Origin of the sequence: Mycobacterium sp. 1165196.3, assembly GCF_001673415.1 — a bacterium.
Taxonomy (GTDB): Bacteria; Actinomycetota; Actinomycetes; order Mycobacteriales; family Mycobacteriaceae; genus Mycobacterium; species Mycobacterium europaeum_A.
This window is the reverse complement of record NZ_LZLU01000015.1, coordinates 15,930-33,906: the sequence shown is the minus strand read 5'-3', so window position 1 is coordinate 33,906 and position 17,977 is coordinate 15,930. Positions and strand designations below refer to the sequence as shown.

Genomic DNA, 17,977 nt, shown 5'->3' with positions numbered 1-17,977 from the left:
CTTCGGGGTTTCCGCCGCTGGCCGTTGGCGCCTGTGACGTGTTTCACTACCCCGCGGGCGGGGGAACTAAGCCGCTGGCTAATGTGCTTTCAGCGACTAGACGATGGAGGGTGGACATGACGGTCGGGCGGGGTATGTCAGCGCTGCTGCGGTTGTTCTGCGTAGCCGTACTCGCGGTCGGGTTGGCCTTCGCGCTGCAGCCCGCCGCAACCGTCGGCAAAGCCCGCGCGGCGGGCTACGAAAGCCTGATGGTTCCCTCGGCGGCGATGGGCCGCGACATCCCGGTGGCCTTCCTCGCCGGCGGACCGCATGCCGTCTACCTGCTGGACGCCTTCAATGCGGCCCCGGACGTGAGCAACTGGGTCACCGCCGGTAATGCGATGAACACCCTCGGCGGCAAGGGCATCTCGGTGGTAGCCCCGGCCGGCGGCGCCTGGAGCATGTACACCAACTGGGAGCAGGACGGCAGCAAGCAGTGGGACACCTTCCTGTCCAGCGAGCTGCCCGATTGGCTGGCCGCCAACAAGGGCCTCGCCCCCGGCGGCCACGCCGCCGTCGGCGCCTCGCAGGGCGGGTACGGCGCGATGGCGCTGGCCGCCTTCCACCCCGACCGCTTCGGCTTCGCCGGATCGCTGTCCGGGTTCCTCTACCCGTCGAGCACCAACTACAACGGCGCCATCCTGGCCGGCCTGCAGCAGTTCGGCGGCATCGACGGCAACGGCATGTGGGGCGCCCCGCAGCTGGGCCGCTGGAAGTGGCACGACCCCTACGTGCACGCCTCGTTGCTGGCGCAGAACAACACCCGGGTGTGGGTGTGGAGCCCGACCAACATGGGCGGCGACGACGCCGCCATGATCGGCCAGGCGGGCGCGGCGATGGGCAGTTCCCGGGAGTTCTATCAGCAGTACCGCAGCAACGGCGGACACAACGGCCACTTCGACTTCCCCGGCGGCGGCGGTAACGACTGGGGCTCGTGGTCGGGGCAGCTCGGCGCCATGTCGGGCGACATCGTCGGCGCCATTCGGTAGCGGCGATCGCGAGCGCGGCGACGCCGGGCGCTGCGGGTCGGCGCCATTGATGTAGCGCGTCGCTGCCCAAAAAGCGCATTCGGCAAAGCCGGTACCGTGTAGGGGGTGCAGCAGGGGTCGGGAGGACCGCGTAGCTGCGATCCACCGACTCTGCTGGCAGGAGAACATGGCTAAAAGCGCGCGGCGTAAGCGTCAACGCACCCTCGCTTGGATCGCCGCCCTGTCCGTGGCCGCCGTCGTCCTGTTGGGCATCCTGGCCGCTGTCACCCTGCTGCGCGGCCATAACGCCGAGCCCAGCGCGGTGCCGACCGGGGTGCTGCCTCCGTCGTCGACCACCACGCACCCGCACAAGCCGCGGCCCGCCTCGCAGGACGCGTCGTGCCCCGATGTGCTGCTGGTCAACGTGCCCGGCACGTGGGAGTCGGCGGTCGCGGACGACCCCGGCAATCCGACGCAATTCCCCAACGCGTTGCTGCACAAGGCGACCGCCGGCCTCACCCAGCAATTCCCGTCGTCACGGCTGCAGGCCTACACCACCCCGTACACCGCGCAGTTCCACAACCCGCTGAGCGGCGACACCCAGATGTCCTACAACGCCAGCCGCGCCGAGGGCACCCGCGCGACCGTTCAGGCGATGACCGACATGAACACCAAGTGCCCGCTGACCAGTTACGTGCTGATGGGCTTTTCGCAGGGCGCGGTGATCGCGGGTGACATCGCCAGCGATATCGGCAACGGCCGCGGACCCGTCGACGACGACTTGGTGCTGGGTGTGACATTGATCGCTGACGGTCGCCGCCAGATCGGCGTCGGCAACGACATCGGCCCCAACCCGCCGGGGCAGGGCGCCGAGGTCACCCTGCACGAGGTGCCCATCCTGTCCGGGATGGGCCTGACCATGACCGGCGCGCGCCCGGGTGGTTTCGGCGACCTCAACGACAAGACCAACGAGATCTGCGCGCCCGGCGACCTGATCTGCGCAGCTCCGGAGGAAGCTTTCAGCATCGCCAACCTGCCGGCCACGCTGAACACCTTGGCCGGCGGGGCCGGTCAGCCGGTGCACGCCCTGTACGCCACGACGCAGTGCTGGAGCATCGACGGGGCGCCGGCAACCGACTGGACGCTGAACTGGGCTCACGGCCTGATCGCAAATGCGCCACAACCAAAACACGGATGATCAACGGCGGTGGGACACAAGCCTCAGGTGGCGGTTGACGGTAGCGAACAGCGGTACCTTGTGATTTGGTCTGCCGTAGGCAGGCCCGTAACATTAAGAAGAATTTAAGAGCTATCGGACCTTCGTCGCGCACCCAGTCGGGGTCGATGGTGGCTGGGCTGGCACATGGCCGGCGTTGCCCATCGGGTGCCGTGCGAGGTCCGGCGCGCGTGCGTAGACATGTAACCGTCGGCTCAGCCGGCTGAAGAACGAAGCCGTCGGCGGAGCCGACCAAGGAACACAGCGTCGGCCGAGCCGACCGAAAACAGGTGCGACAGGAGAGCGGAATGCCCTACCACAACCCGTTCATCGTGAATGGAAAGATCAAGTTCCCGGACAACACCAACTTGGTCAAGCACGTTGAGAAATGGGCGAGGGTGCGTGGCGACAAGCTCGCCTACCGGTTCGTCGACTTCTCCACCGAACGCGACGGTGAATACCGCGACATCGTGTGGCGCGACTTCAGCGCCCGCAACCGGGCCGTGGGCGCCCGCCTGCAGCAGGTCACCCAGCCGGGCGACCGCATCGCGGTGCTCTGCCCGCAGAACCTCGACTACCTGATCGCGTTCTTCGGCGCCCTGTACGCCGGCCGGATCGCGGTCCCGTTGTTCGACCCCGCCGAGCCGGGTCACGTCGGGCGCCTGCACGCCGTCCTCGACGACTGCACCCCCTCGACGATCCTGACCACCACCGACGCCTCCGAGGGCGTCCGCAAGTTCATCCGCGCCCGGTCGGCCAAGGAACGGCCCCGCGTCATCGCCGTCGACGCCGTCCCCAACGAGGTCGCCGCGACGTGGGAGCCGCCGGAGGCCGACGAGGAGACCATCGCCTACCTGCAGTACACCTCCGGCTCCACCCGGACCCCGACCGGCGTGCAGATCACCCACCTCAACCTGCCCACCAACGTGTTGCAGGTACTCAACGGGCTGGAAGGCAAGGAGGGCGACCGCGGTCTGTCCTGGCTGCCGTTCTTCCACGACATGGGGCTGATCACCGCGCTGCTCTCGCCGGTGCTGGGCCACAACTTCACCTTCATGACGCCGGCCGCCTTCGTGCGCCGGCCGGGCCGGTGGATCCGGGAGATGGCCCGCAAGCCCGAGGACGATCCCGACAGCGAGGTCTTCACCGTCGCGCCGAACTTCGCGTTCGAGCACGCGGCGGTGCGCGGGGTGCCCAAGGAGGGCGAGCCGCCGCTGGACCTGAGCAACGTCAAGGCCATCCTCAACGGCAGCGAGCCGGTGTCCCCGGCGTCGATGCGCAAGTTCTACGAGGCCTTCGCGCCGTACGGCCTGCGGGAGACCGCGATCAAGCCGTCCTACGGCCTCGCCGAGGCGACGCTGTTCGTCTCCACCACGCCGATGGACCAGGCGCCCACGGTCATCCACGTCGACCGTGACGAGCTGAACAAGCAGCGCTTCGTCGAGGTGCCCGCCGATTCACCCAAGGCCGTTCCGCAGGTTTCCGCCGGCATCATCGGCGTCGACGAATGGGCCGTCATCGTCGACCCGGAGACCGCGAGCGAGCTGCCGGACGGCCAGATCGGCGAGATCTGGCTGCACGGAAAGAACCTGGGCACCGGCTACTGGGGCAAGGAAGACGAGACCAACGACGTCTTCCGCAACATCCTCAAGTCGCGGATCAGCCAGTCGCACGCCGAGGGCGCCCCGGACGACGGCACCTGGGTCAAGACCGGCGACTACGGCACCTACCACAAGGGCCACCTCTACATCGCCGGCCGCATCAAGGACCTGGTCATCATCGACGGCCGCAACCACTACCCGCAGGACCTCGAGTACTCGGCGCAAGAGGCCAACAAGGCGCTGCGCACCGGCTACGTGGCCGCCTTCTCGGTGCCGGCCAACCAGCTGCCGAAGGAAGTCTTCGACAACCCGCACACCGGCATCAAGTACGACCCCGACGACGTCTCCGAGCAGCTGGTGATCGTCGCCGAGCGCGCGGCCGGCTCGCACAAGCTGGACTACCAGCCCATCGCCGACGACATCCGGGCGGCCATCGCCGTGCGCCACGGCGTGACGGTCCGCGACCTGCTGCTGGTGCAATCGGGCACGATCCCGCGCACCTCCAGCGGCAAGATCGGGCACCGCGCCTGCCGCGCGGCCTACCTCGACGGCAGTCTGCGAAGCGGCGTCGGTTCCCCGACGGCCTTCGCCAAGTCCACTGACTGAATCTCTGAGGACCATGGCTGACACTGAGCACCCCGAAAACGACACTCCGGGCGGGGAGGTGCCCGCCGCGCCCCCCGCTAAGGGGACCGACATGACCGTGCCCGAGATGCGCGAATGGCTGCGCAACTGGGTGGGCCGGGCCGTCGGGAAGCCTGCCGACGAGATCGACGAGTCGGTGCCGATGGTCGAACTCGGCCTGGCGTCGCGCGACGCCGTGGCCATGGCCGCCGACATCGAGGACCTGACCGGGGTCACCCTGTCGGTCGCGGTCGCCTTCCAGCACCCGACCATCGAATCGCTGGCCACCCGCATCATCGAGGGCGAGCCCGAGGTGGCCGACGACGAGCTCGACGGCGCCGACTGGACGCGCACCGGTCCCGCCGAGCGCGTCGACATCGCGATCGTGGGCCTGGCGACCCGGTTGCCCGGCGACATGAACTCCCCGGACGAGACGTGGGCGGCGCTGATGGAGGGCCGCGACGCGATCACCGACCTGCCCGAGGGCCGCTGGTCGGAATTCCTCGAGGAGCCGCGCATCGCCGAGCGGGTCAGCACCGCGCGCACCCGGGGCGGGTACCTGAAGGACATCAAGGGCTTCGACTCGGAGTTCTTCGCCGTCGCCAAGACCGAGGCCGACAACATCGACCCGCAGCAGCGGATGGCGCTGGAGCTCACCTGGGAGGCGCTCGAGCACGCCCGCATCCCGGCGTCGAGCCTGCGCGGCGAGGCGGTCGGCGTGTACGTCGGCTTCTCCAACAACGACTACCAATTCCTGGCGGTGTCGGACCCGACGGTCGCGCACCCCTACGCGATCACCGGAACGGCCAGCTCGATCATCGCCAACCGGGTGTCCTACTTCTACGACTTCCGCGGTCCCTCGGTGGCGCTGGACACCGCCTGCTCGAGCTCGCTGGTGGCGACGCACCAGGCGGTGCAGGCGCTGCGCAACGGCGAATGCGACGTGGCCGTCGCGGGCGGTGTCAACGCGCTGCTCACCCCGCTGGTGACGCTCGGTTTCGACGAGATCGGCGCGGTGCTTTCTCCCGACGGCCGGATCAAGTCGTTCTCCTCGGACGCCGACGGCTACACCCGCTCCGAGGGCGGCGGCATGTTCGTGCTCAAGCGGGTCGACGACGCCCGCCGCGACGGCGACCAGATCCTGGCCGTCATCGCCGGTAGCGCGGTCAACCACGACGGCCGGTCCAACGGGCTGATCGCCCCCAACCAGGACGCCCAGGCCGAGGTGCTGCGCCGGGCGTACAAGGACGCCGGAATCGACCCGCGCACCGTCGACTACATCGAGGCGCACGGCACCGGCACCGTCCTGGGCGACCCGATCGAGGCCGAGGCGCTGGGCCGCGTCGTCGGGCGCGGCCGCCCGGCCGACCGCCCGGCGTTGCTGGGCGCGGTGAAAACCAATGTGGGACACCTGGAGTCGGCGGCCGGTGCGGCCAGCCTGGCCAAGGTGGTGCTGGCGCTGCAGCACGACAAGCTGCCGCCGTCGATCAACTTCGCCGGCCCGAGCCCCTACATCGACTTCGACGGCATGCGCTTGAAAGTCGTTGACACCGCGAGCGATTGGCCGCGATACGGCGGCTACGCGCTGGCCGGGGTGTCCAGCTTCGGCTTCGGTGGGGCCAACGCGCACCTGGTCGTGCGCGAGGTGTTGCCCCGCGACGTGATCGAACGCGAGCCCGAGCCGCAGGCCGAGGTCATCGCTCCGGCGGCCGCCGGCGAAGACCCCGCCGAGGCGCCCACGCTGGAAAGCCACTCGCTGCGGTTCGACGACTTCGGCAACATCATCCCCGACGCCTCGGAGGCCGTGGAGGAAGAATACGAGCTGCCCGGCCTCACCGACGAGGCGCTGCGCCTCAAAGCGATCGCGGCCGAAGAGCTTGCCGCGCAAGAGGAATCGGAACCGACCAAGCCGCTGATCCCGCTCGCGGTGTCGGGATTTTTGACCTCGCGCAAGAAGGCCGCCGCCGCCGAGCTCGCGGACTGGATGGAAAGTCCGGAAGGCCAGGCGTCGTCGCTGGAATCGATCGGCCGGGCGCTGTCGCGGCGCAACCACGGCCGCTCGCGCGCGGTGGTGCTGGCCCACGACCACGAAGAGGCCATCAAGGGCCTGCGGGCGGTCGCCGAGGGCAAGCAGAAGCCCAACGTGTTCAGCACCGACGGGCCGGTCACCAGCGGCCCGGTCTGGGCGATGGCCGGTTTCGGTGCGCAGCACCGCAAGATGGGCAAGAACCTGTATCTGCGCAACGAGGTCTTCGCCGAATGGATTGAGAAGGTCGATGCGCTGATCCAGGACGAGCGGGGTTACTCGGTGCTCGAGCTGATCCTCGACGACTCCCACGAGTACGGCATCGAGACCTCCAACGTCGTCATCTTCGCGATCCAGATCGCGCTGGGCGAGCTGCTCAAGCACCACGGCGCCAAACCCGCTGCGGTGATTGGCCAGTCGCTCGGCGAGCCCGCGTCGGCCTACTTCGCCGGCGGCCTGTCGCTGCCCGACGCGGCCCGCGTGATCGCGTCACGCTCGCACCTGATGGGCGAGGGCGAGGCGATGCTGTTCGGCGAATACATCCGCCTGATGGCGCTCGTCGAGTACTCCGCCGACGAGCTCAAAACCGTGTTCGGTGACTTCCCCGGCCTGGAGGTGTGCGTCTACGCCGCGCCCAGTCAGACCGTGATCGGCGGTCCGCCCGAGCAGATCGACGCCATCGTCGCCCGCGCCGAGGCCGAGGGCCGCTTCGCCCGCAAGCTGCAGACCAAGGGCGCCGGGCACACCTCGCAGATGGATCCGCTGCTCGGGGAGTTCTCCGCGGAGCTGCAGGGCATCGCGCCGATGAGCCCGACCGTCGGCATCTTCTCGACGGTGCACGAGGGCAGCTACATCAAACCCGGCGGCGAGCCGATCCACGACGTCGCCTACTGGGTCAAGGGAATGCGGCACTCGGTCTACTTCACCCACGGCGTGCGCAACGCCGTGGACAGCGGCCACACCACCTTCCTTGAGCTCGCGCCCAACCCGGTGGCGCTGATGCAGATCGGCCTGACCACCGCCGCCGCGGGATTGCATGACGCCCAACTGATTCCGACGCTGGCCAAAAAGCAGGACGACGTCGAGTCGATGATCTCGGCCATGGCCCAGCTCTACGTCCACGGTCATGATCTGGACATCCGCACGCTCTTCACCCGTGCCCAAGGGCCAGAGGACTACGCGAACATCCCGCTGACCAAGTTCAAGCGCAAAGAGCACTGGCTGGACGTGCACTTCTCCGGCGACGGCTCGGTGATCATGCCGGGCACCCACGTCGCGCTGCCGGACGGCCGCCACGTCTGGGAGTACGCGCCGCGCAACGGCGAGACGGACCTGGCCGCGTTGGTGAAATCCGCTGCGAAACAAGTCCTTTCGGACGCGCAGCTGGTGGCGTCCGAGCAGCGCGCGGTGCCCGGCGCGGGCGCGCGGCTGGTGACGACCATGACCCGGCACCCGGGCGGCGCCTCGGTCCAGGTGCACGCCCGCATCGACGAGTCCTTCACCCTGGTCTACGACGCGCTGGTGTCGCGGGCCGGTCAGAGCGTGGCGGCGTTGCCCACCGCGGTGGGCGCAGGTGCGGCCATCGCCGCGCCGGCCACGACCGCCGCGGTCGAGGCGCCCGAGGCGCCGGCCGAGGACGCCGACGCTGAGACGCTGTCGGACAGCCTGACCAACCGCTACCTGCCGTCCAGCGTGGGCCGCTGGTCACCGGATTCCGGCGAGACCGTCGGCGAACGGCTGGGGCTGATCGTCTCGGCGGCCATGGGCTACGAGCCCGAGGACCTGCCGTGGGAGGTGCCGCTGATCGAGCTGGGCCTGGACTCGCTGATGGCGGTGCGGATCAAGAACCGCGTCGAATACGACTTCGACCTGCCGCCAATCCAATTGACGGCCGTGCGCGACGCCAACCTGTACGCCATCGAGAAGCTGATCGAGTACGCGGTCGAGCACCGCGACGAGGTCGAGCAGCTACACGAGCACCAGAAGACGCAGACGCCCGAGGAGATCGCCAGGGAGCAGGCCCAACTGCTCAGCGGGGCCACGCCGACGACGGCCGCCGCACCGGCGCCGGACCCCCAGGCCGAGCCCCAGACGCAGCCCGAACCACCGCCGTCGGACGCCACCATCCCGCCGCCTCCGACGGACCCGTCGGGCCCGAAGGGCGCGGCGACCAACGGTGCGAAGCCGGACCTGGCCGCAACGCTCAGCCAGGAGGCGGTCGCCAAGGCGCTGAATTCCGATGTGCCGCCGCGCGACGCCGCCGAGCGGGTCACCTTCGCCACCTGGGCGATCGTGACCGGCAAGTCGCCGGGCGGCATCTTCAACCCGCTGCCCAAGCTCGACGAGGACACCGCGGCCAAGATGGCGCAGCGGCTCTCCGAGCGCGCCGAGGGTGACGTCACCGCCGAGGACGTCCTGACGTCGGACACCATCGAGGCGCTGGCCGAAAAGGTGCGTCAGTACCTGGAGGCCGGGCAGATCGACGGCTTCGTCCGCACGCTGCGGGCGCGCCCCGAGGGCAGCTCCAAGCCGCCGGTGTTCGTGTTCCATCCGGCCGGCGGGTCGACCGTCGTCTACGAGCCGCTGCTGAACCGGCTGCCCGCGGATACGCCGATGTACGGGTTCGAGCGCGTGGAGGGCACCGTCCAGGAGCGGGCCGCCCAGTACGTGCCGAAGCTGTTGGAGATGAACGCGGGCAAGCCGTTCATCCTGGCCGGGTGGTCGCTCGGCGGCGCGCTGGCCTACGCGTGCGCGATCGGTCTGAAGCGCGCGGGCGAGGACGTGCGCTTCGTCGGGATGATCGACACCGTGCGCGCCGGCGAGGAGATCCCCCAGACGCAGGAGGAGACCCGCAAGCGCTGGGACCGGTACGCGAAGTTCGCCGAGCGCACCTTCAACGTCGAGATTCCGGCGATCCCCTACGAGCAGCTCGAGGAGCTCGACGACGAGGGCCAGGTCAAGTTCGTGCTGGACATCGTCCAGCAGAGCGGTGTGCAGATCCCCGGCGGCATCGTCGAGCACCAGCGGACGTCCTACCTGGACAACCGGGCGCTCGAGACCGTCCAGATCGAGCCGTACGACGGCCACGTCACCCTGTACATGGCCGACCGCTACCACGACGACGTCATCGAGTTCGAGCCGCGGTATGCGATCCGCCAGCCCGACGGCGGCTGGGGCGAGTACGTGGCCGACCTCGAGGTGGTGCCGATCGGCGGCGAGCACATCCAGGCCATCGACGAACCGATCATCGGCAAGGTCGGTGCTCACCTCTCCGACGTGCTGAATAAGGTGGAGGCCGAAACCAGTCAGACGAGTGAGGTAGGCAAATAGTGACGGAGATGGCGCCGGCTCCCATTCAGCACACCACCGCCGAGAAGCTGGCCGAGCTCTACCGTCGCTTGGAATTGGCCAAAGAGCCGGGCGGTGAGAAGGCCGTCGCCAAGCGCGACAAGAAGGGCATCCCCAGCGCCCGCGCCCGGGTGCACGCGCTGGTCGATCCCGGCACCTTCCTCGAGACCGGGGCGTTGGCCAAGACGCCCAACGACCCGAACGCGCTCTACGGCGACGGCTGCGTCACCGGCCACGCCATGATCGACGGCCGGCCGGTCGGGGTGTTCTCCCACGACCAGACCGTGTTCCAGGGCACCGTCGGCGAGATGTTCGGCCGCAAGGTCGCCCGCCTGATGGAGTGGTGCGCGATGGTCGGCTGCCCGATCATCGGCATCCAGGACTCGGGCGGCGCCCGCATCCAAGACGCCGTCACCTCGCTGGCGTGGTACGCCGAGCTGGGCCGCCGCCACGAGGCTTTGAGCGGTCTGGTGCCGCAGATCTCGCTGATCTTCGGCAAATGCGCTGGGGGAGCGGTGTATTCGCCGATCCAGGACGACCTGCTGGTCTCGGTGCGTGACCAGGGGTACTTCTTCGTCACCGGGCCCGACGTCATCCGGGAGGTCACCGGTGAGGACGTCACCCTCGACGAGCTCGGCGGCTCGGATGCGCAGGCCCGCAACGGCAACATCCACCAGGTGGTGAACTCCGAGGCCGAGGCGTTCCAGTACGTCCGCGACTTCCTGTCGTTCCTGCCGTCGAGCGCCGTCAGCGAGCCCCCGATCGTCAACCCCGGCCTCGAGCCGGAGACCACCCCGACCGATCTCGAGCTCGACTCGATCGTGCCGGACTCGGACAACATGGCCTATGACATGCACGAGATCCTGCTGCGGATCTTCGACGACGGCGACTTCCTCGACGTCGCCGCGCAGCACGGGCCGGCCATCATCACCGGGTTCGCCCGGATCGACGGGCGCCCGGTCGGCGTGATCGCCAACCAGCCCATGTACCTGTCCGGGTCGATCGACAACGAGGCCTCCGACAAGGCGGCGCGGTTCATCCGGTTCTGCGACGCGTTCAACATCCCGCTGGTGTTCGTGGTGGACACGCCCGGCTTCCTGCCCGGTGCCGAGCAGGAGAAGAACGGCATCATCAAGCGCGGCGGCCGGTTCCTGTACTCGGTCGTGGAGGCCGACGTGCCGAAGGTGACCATCACGGTCCGCAAGTCGTACGGTGGCGCCTACGCCGTGATGGGATCCCGGCAGCTGACCGCGGACTTCAACTTCGCCTGGCCGACCGCGCGCATCGCGGTGATCGGCGCCGAGGGGGCCGCGCAGCTGCTGATGAAGCGGTTCCCCGATCCCACCACCCCCGAGGCGCAGCAGATCAAGAAGGACTTCATCGAGGGTTACAACCTCAACATGGCGATCCCCTGGACCGCCGCTGAACGCGGATTCATCGACGCGGTCATCGACCCGCACGAGACCCGGCTGCTGCTGCGCAAGTCAATGAAACTGTTGCGGGACAAGCAATTATGGTTCCGCACGGCCCGTAAGCACGGGCTCATCCCGATCTAGGCCTCACGCCTCAACGCGAGCAGACGCAAAAGCACCCAAAAACGCTCATTTTGAGGCGTTTTCGCGTGCTTTTATGTCTGCTCGGCGGCGAATGCGCCGTCTACCAGTTCGTCGAAGCGCTCCAGCGCCTCGTCGGAGTCGGCGTCGATGCCGCGCAGCGCCCCGCGATCGGCGAGATAGCGCTGCGCGTACAGACCCGCGACGAGCGCCTTGCGCTCACCGCCCCGGGTCGCGCGCTCCCACGCGGCCTGCTCGATCAGCAGGGCGCCGGCGTAGACGTCGCCCATGAATTGGGCCAGCGGGAACAGCCGGGCCTCGGCCGTCTGCCTGTCGAGTTTGGTCCAGGCGGTGATCGCCGCGTCCAGGTCCTCGATCCGCCCGGCGACCAGCCGGGTGGTTTCGCCGTCGTCGGCGACCGACACCGCGTCGCGCAGCCGCGCCAGCAGCGTCTCGTGCGCGCGGCTCTGCTCGATCCCGCGCCGCACGTCCAGACACAGAATGTTGTCCGGCCCCTCCCAGATGGTGTTCACTTGCGCGTCGCGCAGCAGCCGCGCCACCGGCCAGGTCTCGATATAGCCGTTGCCGCCGTGGATTTCAATCGCGTCCGAGGCCGCGGTGATCCCCAGCCGGCATACCCTGAGCTTGGTGACCGGCACGGCGATGCGCTGCCGCATGCTGCGCGGCTGACGATGGTTGGTGGCGCCGGTACCGTCGAACACCAGCGCCTGCGCCGCCTCGACGTCGACGATCAGCTCGGCGAGCTTGCGCCGCATCAGTGGCTTGTCGATCAGCGCGCCGCCGAATGCCCGGCGTTGCCGGGCGTAACACAGCGATTCCACCAGGGCGCGCCGCGCGTTGCCGAGCGCGAACAACGCGATGCCCAGGCGCGCGGCGTTGGTCAGCTCCATCATGCGTCCCAGGCCCTTGCCGTCGGACGGCCCAGCGGCGTCGGTGGGCTCGCCGGACAGCAGAAACGCTTCGGCGTCGACGAATTCGACCTCGCCGGAGGCCACCGAGCGGGTGCCCAGCTTGTCCTTCAGCCGTCGCACCCGCACGCCGTTGCGGGATCCGTCGCGGCGGGTGCGCAGCACCAGGAAGTTGGCGACGCCGCGCGAAGAATCCGGTGCGCCTTCGGGTTTCGCCAAGACGGCGAACGCCTGCCCGGCGCAGTTGGACGCGAACCACTTGAAGCCGTTCAACAACCACGCGTCACCGACGCGCCGGGCGGTGGTCTCCAGCGCGCCCAGATCGGAGCCGCCGGTGCGTTCGGTCAGCAGCTGCGCCGTCTCGCCGGCCCACTCGCCGGAGGCGAATTTGGCCGCCACGTGCTCGGCCACGTCGGGCGGCGCGTAGGCGGCCACCAGCGACTGGACCATGCCGCCGCCGGTGCCCAGCGCGCAGCCCATGCCGATATCGGCTTGGTTCAGCAGGTAATTCGAGGCGAACATGGTCAGCGACGAGCTCATCTTCGCCTCGCGCGCTTCGGTGCGCAGCGCCCGCTGGGCGTCCAGGACCGCCCGCTTGGATTGCGTGAAGGAGGCCGGCATGACCACCTCGCTGATGTCATGACCCCACCGGTCGTAGCGCTGCAGCCGCGGGGGGTTGCGATCCGTCTCCTCGGCCCAGCGCGCCACCGGCCCGCCCATCAGCTCCCCGATGCGGGTCAAATGGCGTTCGGCCAGCGCGAGTTCGTCCGGCTCGAGGTAGTAGGCCATGGTGAACTGCAGCGTGGGATCGGTGAGGTACCAGTTGAGTCCCACCGCGCCGCCGTAGTTCTCCGTCGCGTAGCGCTGCGATTTCTCGTCGGTGGAAAACGGCAGCCGGTCCACCGCCTCTAGGGCGTAGTCGCTCATGGGTCAGACGCTACGCGCCGGGCCGGTCGTCAGGCAGTAGCCCGCAAGCGGGCGCCGCGGGCGATTCGGGTCAATATGATCCGGCCACTGGTGCCGAACCGCACGGAAATGATTCGGCCGGAACTGAATTCGCCGATGCGTACCCGGATGTCGTCGGCACTGTGCCCGGGGTCAGCGGTCACGAATCCCCTCGTCGCTGTTACGTCGGCTGGGCGGTGAGGAAGATCAGCCTGAAGTTGCCGACCTGGAGCACGTCGCCGTTGGTCAGCACCGCGGAGTCGACGGCGGCACGGTTGAGGTAGGTGCCGTTGAGGCTGCCGAGATCGACGACGCGGAATTCGCCGTTCTCGGAGTGGAATTCGGCGTGCCTGCGGCTGACCGTGATGTCGTCGAGAAAGATGTCGCTGGCCGGATGCCGGCCCGCGTTCATGACCGGCTGGTTCAACACGAATCTCGCCCCGACGTTGGGGCCCCGCTTCACGACGAGCATGGCCGAACCGCGGTCCAAGTCCGCCGCCGCCTCGGCGACGGCCGATGACATGTCGACGTCGTCGCGGGCGTCGGCGCGCAGCAGGGAACCCATGTCGCCGGTGGCATCATCGGCCGCGGCGATTCGCTGCTGGCTTGTGTCCCTGTGCGACGCCGACACCGCTCCCTCCCCAGATTCCTCGGATACTCCCATCGCAGCATTTGACTCAAACGTCAAAATAGGGCCGGAAGTCCCCGCTTCACCCGCTCGCCCGGCGCCACCGCGCGGGCGCGCGGCGGCTAGGACCGCACCGGCACCACGAACTCGGAGGTATAGAACTCCGCCGGGTTCTGGGAGTTCGCATTCGGCCGCTCGATAATCACCCACACGCCGGTCGTGCCCGGCCGAATGGTGTCAGCAACGGTCGCCGTTGCGTTTCCTGCCCCGTCGGTGACCATGCTGGTAAATGCGGTTCCCGGGTCGCCGGGGCCGCAGGTCGATGAGGACGGGCGGGGTTCTTCGATGAGGCCGACGTCGAATTGCGCGCCCGGTTCGGGCGCGTCGACCAGGTGCACCTCGGCGACCGCCCTGGATCCGCTGGTGCGGACGATGGCCGAACCGGTGCCGAGCATCGGGCCGGGTACTTTGGGGGCGATGCTGATCTTGCTGAAGTCGCATCGCCGCAGATAGGTGTCGAAAACGACGGTCGTGCCGCCGCCCTCGGCGGACGCGGTGCCGACGGCCGAAGCCGCGGCGGGGGTGATGACCGCGGTGGCCGCGGCCGCGCAGGTTCCCAGGCGTGTCAGTGTGTGCATTCGGCCACCTCGCTCCGCGGTGTGAACTGGATCACAGCGGAATGAGTATTCACCCGAGATTGGCGGTATTAAACCTCTGCCCGGTAATTACCCGGGCGTTAATTCATTGCGCTATTCCACGCCGAATAACCACGCGCAAAACCATTTCGGCGCCGTGTTTTCGGCGTTCCGCTAGGGCTTGATGCGGATCGGCCCGGGTGACCACCATCCGGTGCGGGTGGCGGTGCCCAGGTCGAGCTGCGCCGGGTGGGCGTCGGCGATGGTGTCGAACTTGCGCAGCGATCCCCAGTCGCGGCCCCAGTCATGGGACAGGTATGTCGACATCACGTGGGCCCGCAGCAACAGGTCGGTGATGCCCAGCAGGCCGCCGTTGACGCCGTCCTGCCAGGTGTCGGTGTCCTGCTTCTTGGCGTTGTAGTCCGGGGTGATGCGGAACTCCGGGATGTCGGTGACGCCGTTGGAGTGCAGCATCGGCTGCTGGCACGGGAACGCCAGTCCCACCGCCCAGTCCATCAGCACCGGCCGCTTGGAGCCGACGTACTCCTGCAACGACCGCAGCTCAGGCACCCGTGGCGGAGTCAGCGCGATCCAGTCGTCCGGTGTCAGGGACAGGTCCTCGGCAACCACCCGAACCGCGACCGCGTCGGCGGGCATCGCCGAACGCGCGAAGCGCAGGTTCCGCCACACCTTCGGCTGCTCGCCGTACAGGTCGTAGGGCACCAGCCGGCCGGCCGGCTGCACCGCGCCGCCAGGGTCGGGCCTGCCGAATTCCAGTTCCACGGTCTGGCCGCTGGTGTGGCCGTGCAGGATGCTGTTGCCGGCGATGGTGCCCGCGGCGGTCACCACCACCAGCGGGTGTCCGTCATCCGGCTTCGGCAGCTGGTACCACGCCGAGGTGAGCCGGCTCTGCTGCTGCGCGCCGGTGGTGTAGCTGCCGGCCAGCGGCACCCGGCCGGGGTCGAGGCCATACGGCAGCGGCACCGTCGAGCCGTTGACGCCCGGGGCCTTCAGCTTGGTCGGCGCATCCCAGTCGTAGTCGGTGCCGGGCTGCGGCACCTCCGTCTCCTTGATCGACTCGGCCAGGGTGCGGTCCGGTACGCCGTTGGGCGTGAATCCCGTTGGGCTGACGCCACCCAACGGCCCGAGCGGGCCGTAATTGTCCGGCTCTCCTGTTTTGAAAGGCATCATGAAGCCGGCATTGCTGTCGGGCTCGACGAGCACGTCGTCGGCCAGCCCGCAGCCGCCGCTGAACTCCCGCAGGTTGTCCCAGGCGTTCGAGTAGGTCGGGTACTGGCGCACGATCCCGGCCACCATCGAGGCGATGAAGACGAACGCCATGAAGCCGGCCGCGAGGGGGATGGGCGCGGCGGTCAGCGTCCGCGCCAGCCGTCCTTCGCCGCGGTCCCGGGGCGCGAAGTGCAGGTACGCCGCATAGAGCGCGACGATCACGAACAGCGCGAAAAAGACGGTGCTGATGCTGATTCCGTGGATCCGCGGCATCACGTTGTTGAACGGGACGCCGAAGCTCGACACGTACCACCAGCCGTTGGTGGTGGCGAAACACAGGGCCAGCACGAACAGCAGCGCCGCCAGGAAGGCCATGCGGTTACGCGACCAGCGCAAGCTCTCGTGCGACACCAGCACCGTCGTCAGCGCGGCCATCGCCGCTCCCACCGCGGCGAACAGCCCGAAGTGGTGCACCCACTTGGTGGGGGTGAACATCAGAAAGAACATGGTGCCGAAGATGACGCCCATCAGCCGCCAGGCCGGCCCGCGCGCAACACCGGGAATTCGCTTGCGCCGCAACATGATAAAGACCGCGGTGAAGAGGCACAGCGCGGCGATCAGGAAGCCGAAGCGGCGCGACAGCGAGCCGTCGACGGTCGGCAGGATCAGGTAGTAGTAGCGCAGGTTCTCGGTGTACCAGGCCTGGCTGGGGCCGATCGAGGTGCGAATCCTGGTGGCTTCCAACACCGTTGACAGCGTCTGATCGGCGAACACTACCGTCAGGATGACCGTGCCGGCGGCCAGCATCGGCGCCACCAGCGGCCAGGTGCCGACCAGGCGATGGCGTTTCACCAAGATGCGCAGGATCGGGCGGCCACCGGCGACCAGCGCTGCCACCGCGATCAACCCGGTGGGCTGGACGCCCAGGGTGAAGGCCGCGGTGATGACGGCCAGCGCGGCGGGGGTGAGCCGGCTGTAGCGCATGGAGCGCTCGATCAGCACGTAGGTGATCAGCGAACCGACGGCGATGATCGGCTCGGGCCGCAGGCCGTTGTCGAACGGCATCCAGGCCGTCAGCAGGACCATGCCCGCCGCCCAGTTCGCCGCCTTGCTGGCGGCCACCGCAGGGCCGAGCCGGGGTAACACTTCCCGCGAGAGCAGCAGCCAGCACACGATCCCCGCGATCAGGTCCGGCAACCGCATCCACAGGCTGGCGTCGGTGACGTGGGTCATCAATGCCAGCAGGTTGTAGTACCAGCCGAAGGGGTCCTCGGGGCTACCGAACCAGCGGAAGTAGTTCGACATGTAGCCGGCGCGATCGGCCACCCGGGCCATGCCCAGGATGTAGCCGTCGTCCGACGAGTTCGCCCCGATCACATGCCACAGCACGAAGCCGGAGATCACCGTGACGTCGGCCAGGGTGAACGTGCGCCAGTTCGCCGGAATGAGCCGGCGCATCCGGTGACCGTCCAACTGATCGAGGCGCCACAAGGCGATCAGCGCGACGATGGTGGACACGATGGCCAGCACCATCGCGGCCAGCTTCAAAGTCGTTGGGGTGGTGGAGAACCGGGTGTCGATGGTCGCCGAGAGTTGCAGACCGGCCGGGGCCGGCCCGCTCAGGTCGGTGAACACCCCGACGATCTGTGGCCGCAGGTTCGGGTCGGGGAAGCCGCCGCCGAGCGGCTTGCCCGCCGGATCGGTCAGCCCGACGAACGTGGCGAACGCGCCCGCCTTCGTCGAGGTGATCTCGATGCGCTGACACTGTGCTGACTCCACCTGATCGCGGGCCGCGCTGGCGATCACCACGTTGCGGTCGGTGACGTCGACGCGTTTGCCGTTGACCACCACGAACAACGCGTTGAGCGCGGCGTCCTTGCCCTTCTTGGGCGCCGTGCTGAGCACGACGCCGCCCTCCGGTGGCAGGCCGCGCACCACCGAGCACGGCACGGTTACCTTCACGTCGACCGGGGTGAGCGAAATCAGCGGCGCGGTAACGCTGTTCAGCTGGCCGTTCTGCGGCCAGTTCAGCGTCGCGGTGGTCTGCACGACGGGCAACAGCGGGGTGGCGATCGACAGGATGAAACCGATCAGCCCGGCGATCGTCGCGACCCAGCGCGTCACCCGCACGTCCTGGCGGGACAACGCTTCGCGCTCGCGCTTGTCGACGGTCGTGATACTCATTTGCTGGTCGGTTCGCGACCCGTCCCCCGCAAGCGGGAGGTGCCCCCGGCG

9 protein-coding genes are annotated in these 17,977 nt (G+C 68.6%); 5 read left to right on the top strand and 4 right to left on the bottom strand.

All coding sequences use genetic code 11. The features are described 5' to 3' along the window. Positions 1-116: 116 nt before the first annotated feature. The 5 genes from A5659_RS01740 to A5659_RS01720 all read left to right on the top strand — a co-directional run bounded on the left by A5659_RS01740 (position 117) and on the right by A5659_RS01720 (position 11,378). Entirely contained in the window at positions 117-1,028 is a 912-nt protein-coding gene (locus A5659_RS01740) for an esterase family protein (protein WP_066873101.1), read from the top strand. A 166-nt stretch (positions 1,029-1,194) separates the two neighbouring features. Continuing rightward, positions 1,195-2,205 carry a cutinase family protein gene (locus tag A5659_RS01735; RefSeq protein WP_067179003.1) on the top strand — a complete coding sequence of 337 codons (1,011 nt, stop codon included), beginning with the start codon at positions 1,195-1,197 and terminating at the stop codon, positions 2,203-2,205. A 326-nt stretch (positions 2,206-2,531) separates the two neighbouring features. Further along, positions 2,532-4,430, top strand: coding sequence for a long-chain-fatty-acid--AMP ligase FadD32 (fadD32, locus tag A5659_RS01730; RefSeq protein WP_067179001.1), 1,899 nt, complete (start codon positions 2,532-2,534; stop codon positions 4,428-4,430). A gap of 91 nt (positions 4,431-4,521) precedes the next feature. After that, the gene (pks13, locus tag A5659_RS01725; RefSeq protein WP_369829350.1) at positions 4,522-9,804 is read left to right on the top strand and encodes a polyketide synthase Pks13; all 5,283 of its coding nucleotides are present in this window, start codon (positions 4,522-4,524) and stop codon (positions 9,802-9,804) included. An 8-nt stretch (positions 9,805-9,812) separates the two neighbouring features. Next, positions 9,813-11,378: an acyl-CoA carboxylase subunit beta gene (locus tag A5659_RS01720; RefSeq protein WP_156748756.1), complete on the top strand. Its 1,566-nt coding sequence runs from the start codon at positions 9,813-9,815 to the stop codon at positions 11,376-11,378. Positions 11,379-11,449: 71 nt separating this feature from the next. Here A5659_RS01720 and A5659_RS01715 read toward each other — a convergent pair whose 3' ends face one another. The 4 genes from A5659_RS01715 to A5659_RS01700 all read right to left on the bottom strand — a co-directional run bounded on the left by A5659_RS01715 (position 11,450) and on the right by A5659_RS01700 (position 17,926). Then, a complete protein-coding gene (locus tag A5659_RS01715; RefSeq protein ID WP_067178997.1) occupies positions 11,450-13,231 on the bottom strand; it encodes an acyl-CoA dehydrogenase family protein in 1,782 nt (593 codons plus the stop codon). Between the two features lie 199 nt (positions 13,232-13,430). Then, complete coding sequence (locus A5659_RS01710) at positions 13,431-13,880, bottom strand: FHA domain-containing protein (protein WP_066873087.1); 450 nt, start codon at positions 13,878-13,880, stop codon at positions 13,431-13,433. Positions 13,881-13,999: 119 nt separating this feature from the next. Next, on the bottom strand, positions 14,000-14,515 hold the full coding sequence (locus A5659_RS01705; RefSeq protein WP_066873084.1) for a hypothetical protein: 516 nt from the start codon (positions 14,513-14,515) through the stop codon (positions 14,000-14,002). Positions 14,516-14,686: 171 nt separating this feature from the next. Continuing rightward, positions 14,687-17,926 carry an arabinosyltransferase domain-containing protein gene (locus tag A5659_RS01700; protein WP_067179026.1) on the bottom strand — a complete coding sequence of 1,080 codons (3,240 nt, stop codon included), beginning with the start codon at positions 17,924-17,926 and terminating at the stop codon, positions 14,687-14,689. Positions 17,927-17,977: the final 51 nt, after the last annotated feature.

Excerpts from the sequence above, each read along its gene's own strand:
- A5659_RS01740 (WP_066873101.1), top strand. The coding sequence starts at position 117 with ATGACGGTCGGGCGGGGTATGTCAGCGCTGCTGCGGTTGTTCTGCGTA.
- A5659_RS01735 (WP_067179003.1), top strand. The coding sequence starts at position 1,195 with ATGGCTAAAAGCGCGCGGCGTAAGCGTCAACGCACCCTCGCTTGGATC.
- fadD32 (WP_067179001.1), top strand. The coding sequence starts at position 2,532 with ATGCCCTACCACAACCCGTTCATCGTGAATGGAAAGATCAAGTTCCCG.
- pks13 (WP_369829350.1), top strand. The coding sequence starts at position 4,522 with ATGACCGTGCCCGAGATGCGCGAATGGCTGCGCAACTGGGTGGGCCGG.
- A5659_RS01720 (WP_156748756.1), top strand. The coding sequence starts at position 9,813 with ATGGCGCCGGCTCCCATTCAGCACACCACCGCCGAGAAGCTGGCCGAG.
- A5659_RS01715 (WP_067178997.1), bottom strand. The coding sequence starts at position 13,231 with ATGAGCGACTACGCCCTAGAGGCGGTGGACCGGCTGCCGTTTTCCACC.
- A5659_RS01705 (WP_066873084.1), bottom strand. The coding sequence starts at position 14,515 with ATGCACACACTGACACGCCTGGGAACCTGCGCGGCCGCGGCCACCGCG.
- A5659_RS01700 (WP_067179026.1), bottom strand. The coding sequence starts at position 17,926 with ATGAGTATCACGACCGTCGACAAGCGCGAGCGCGAAGCGTTGTCCCGC.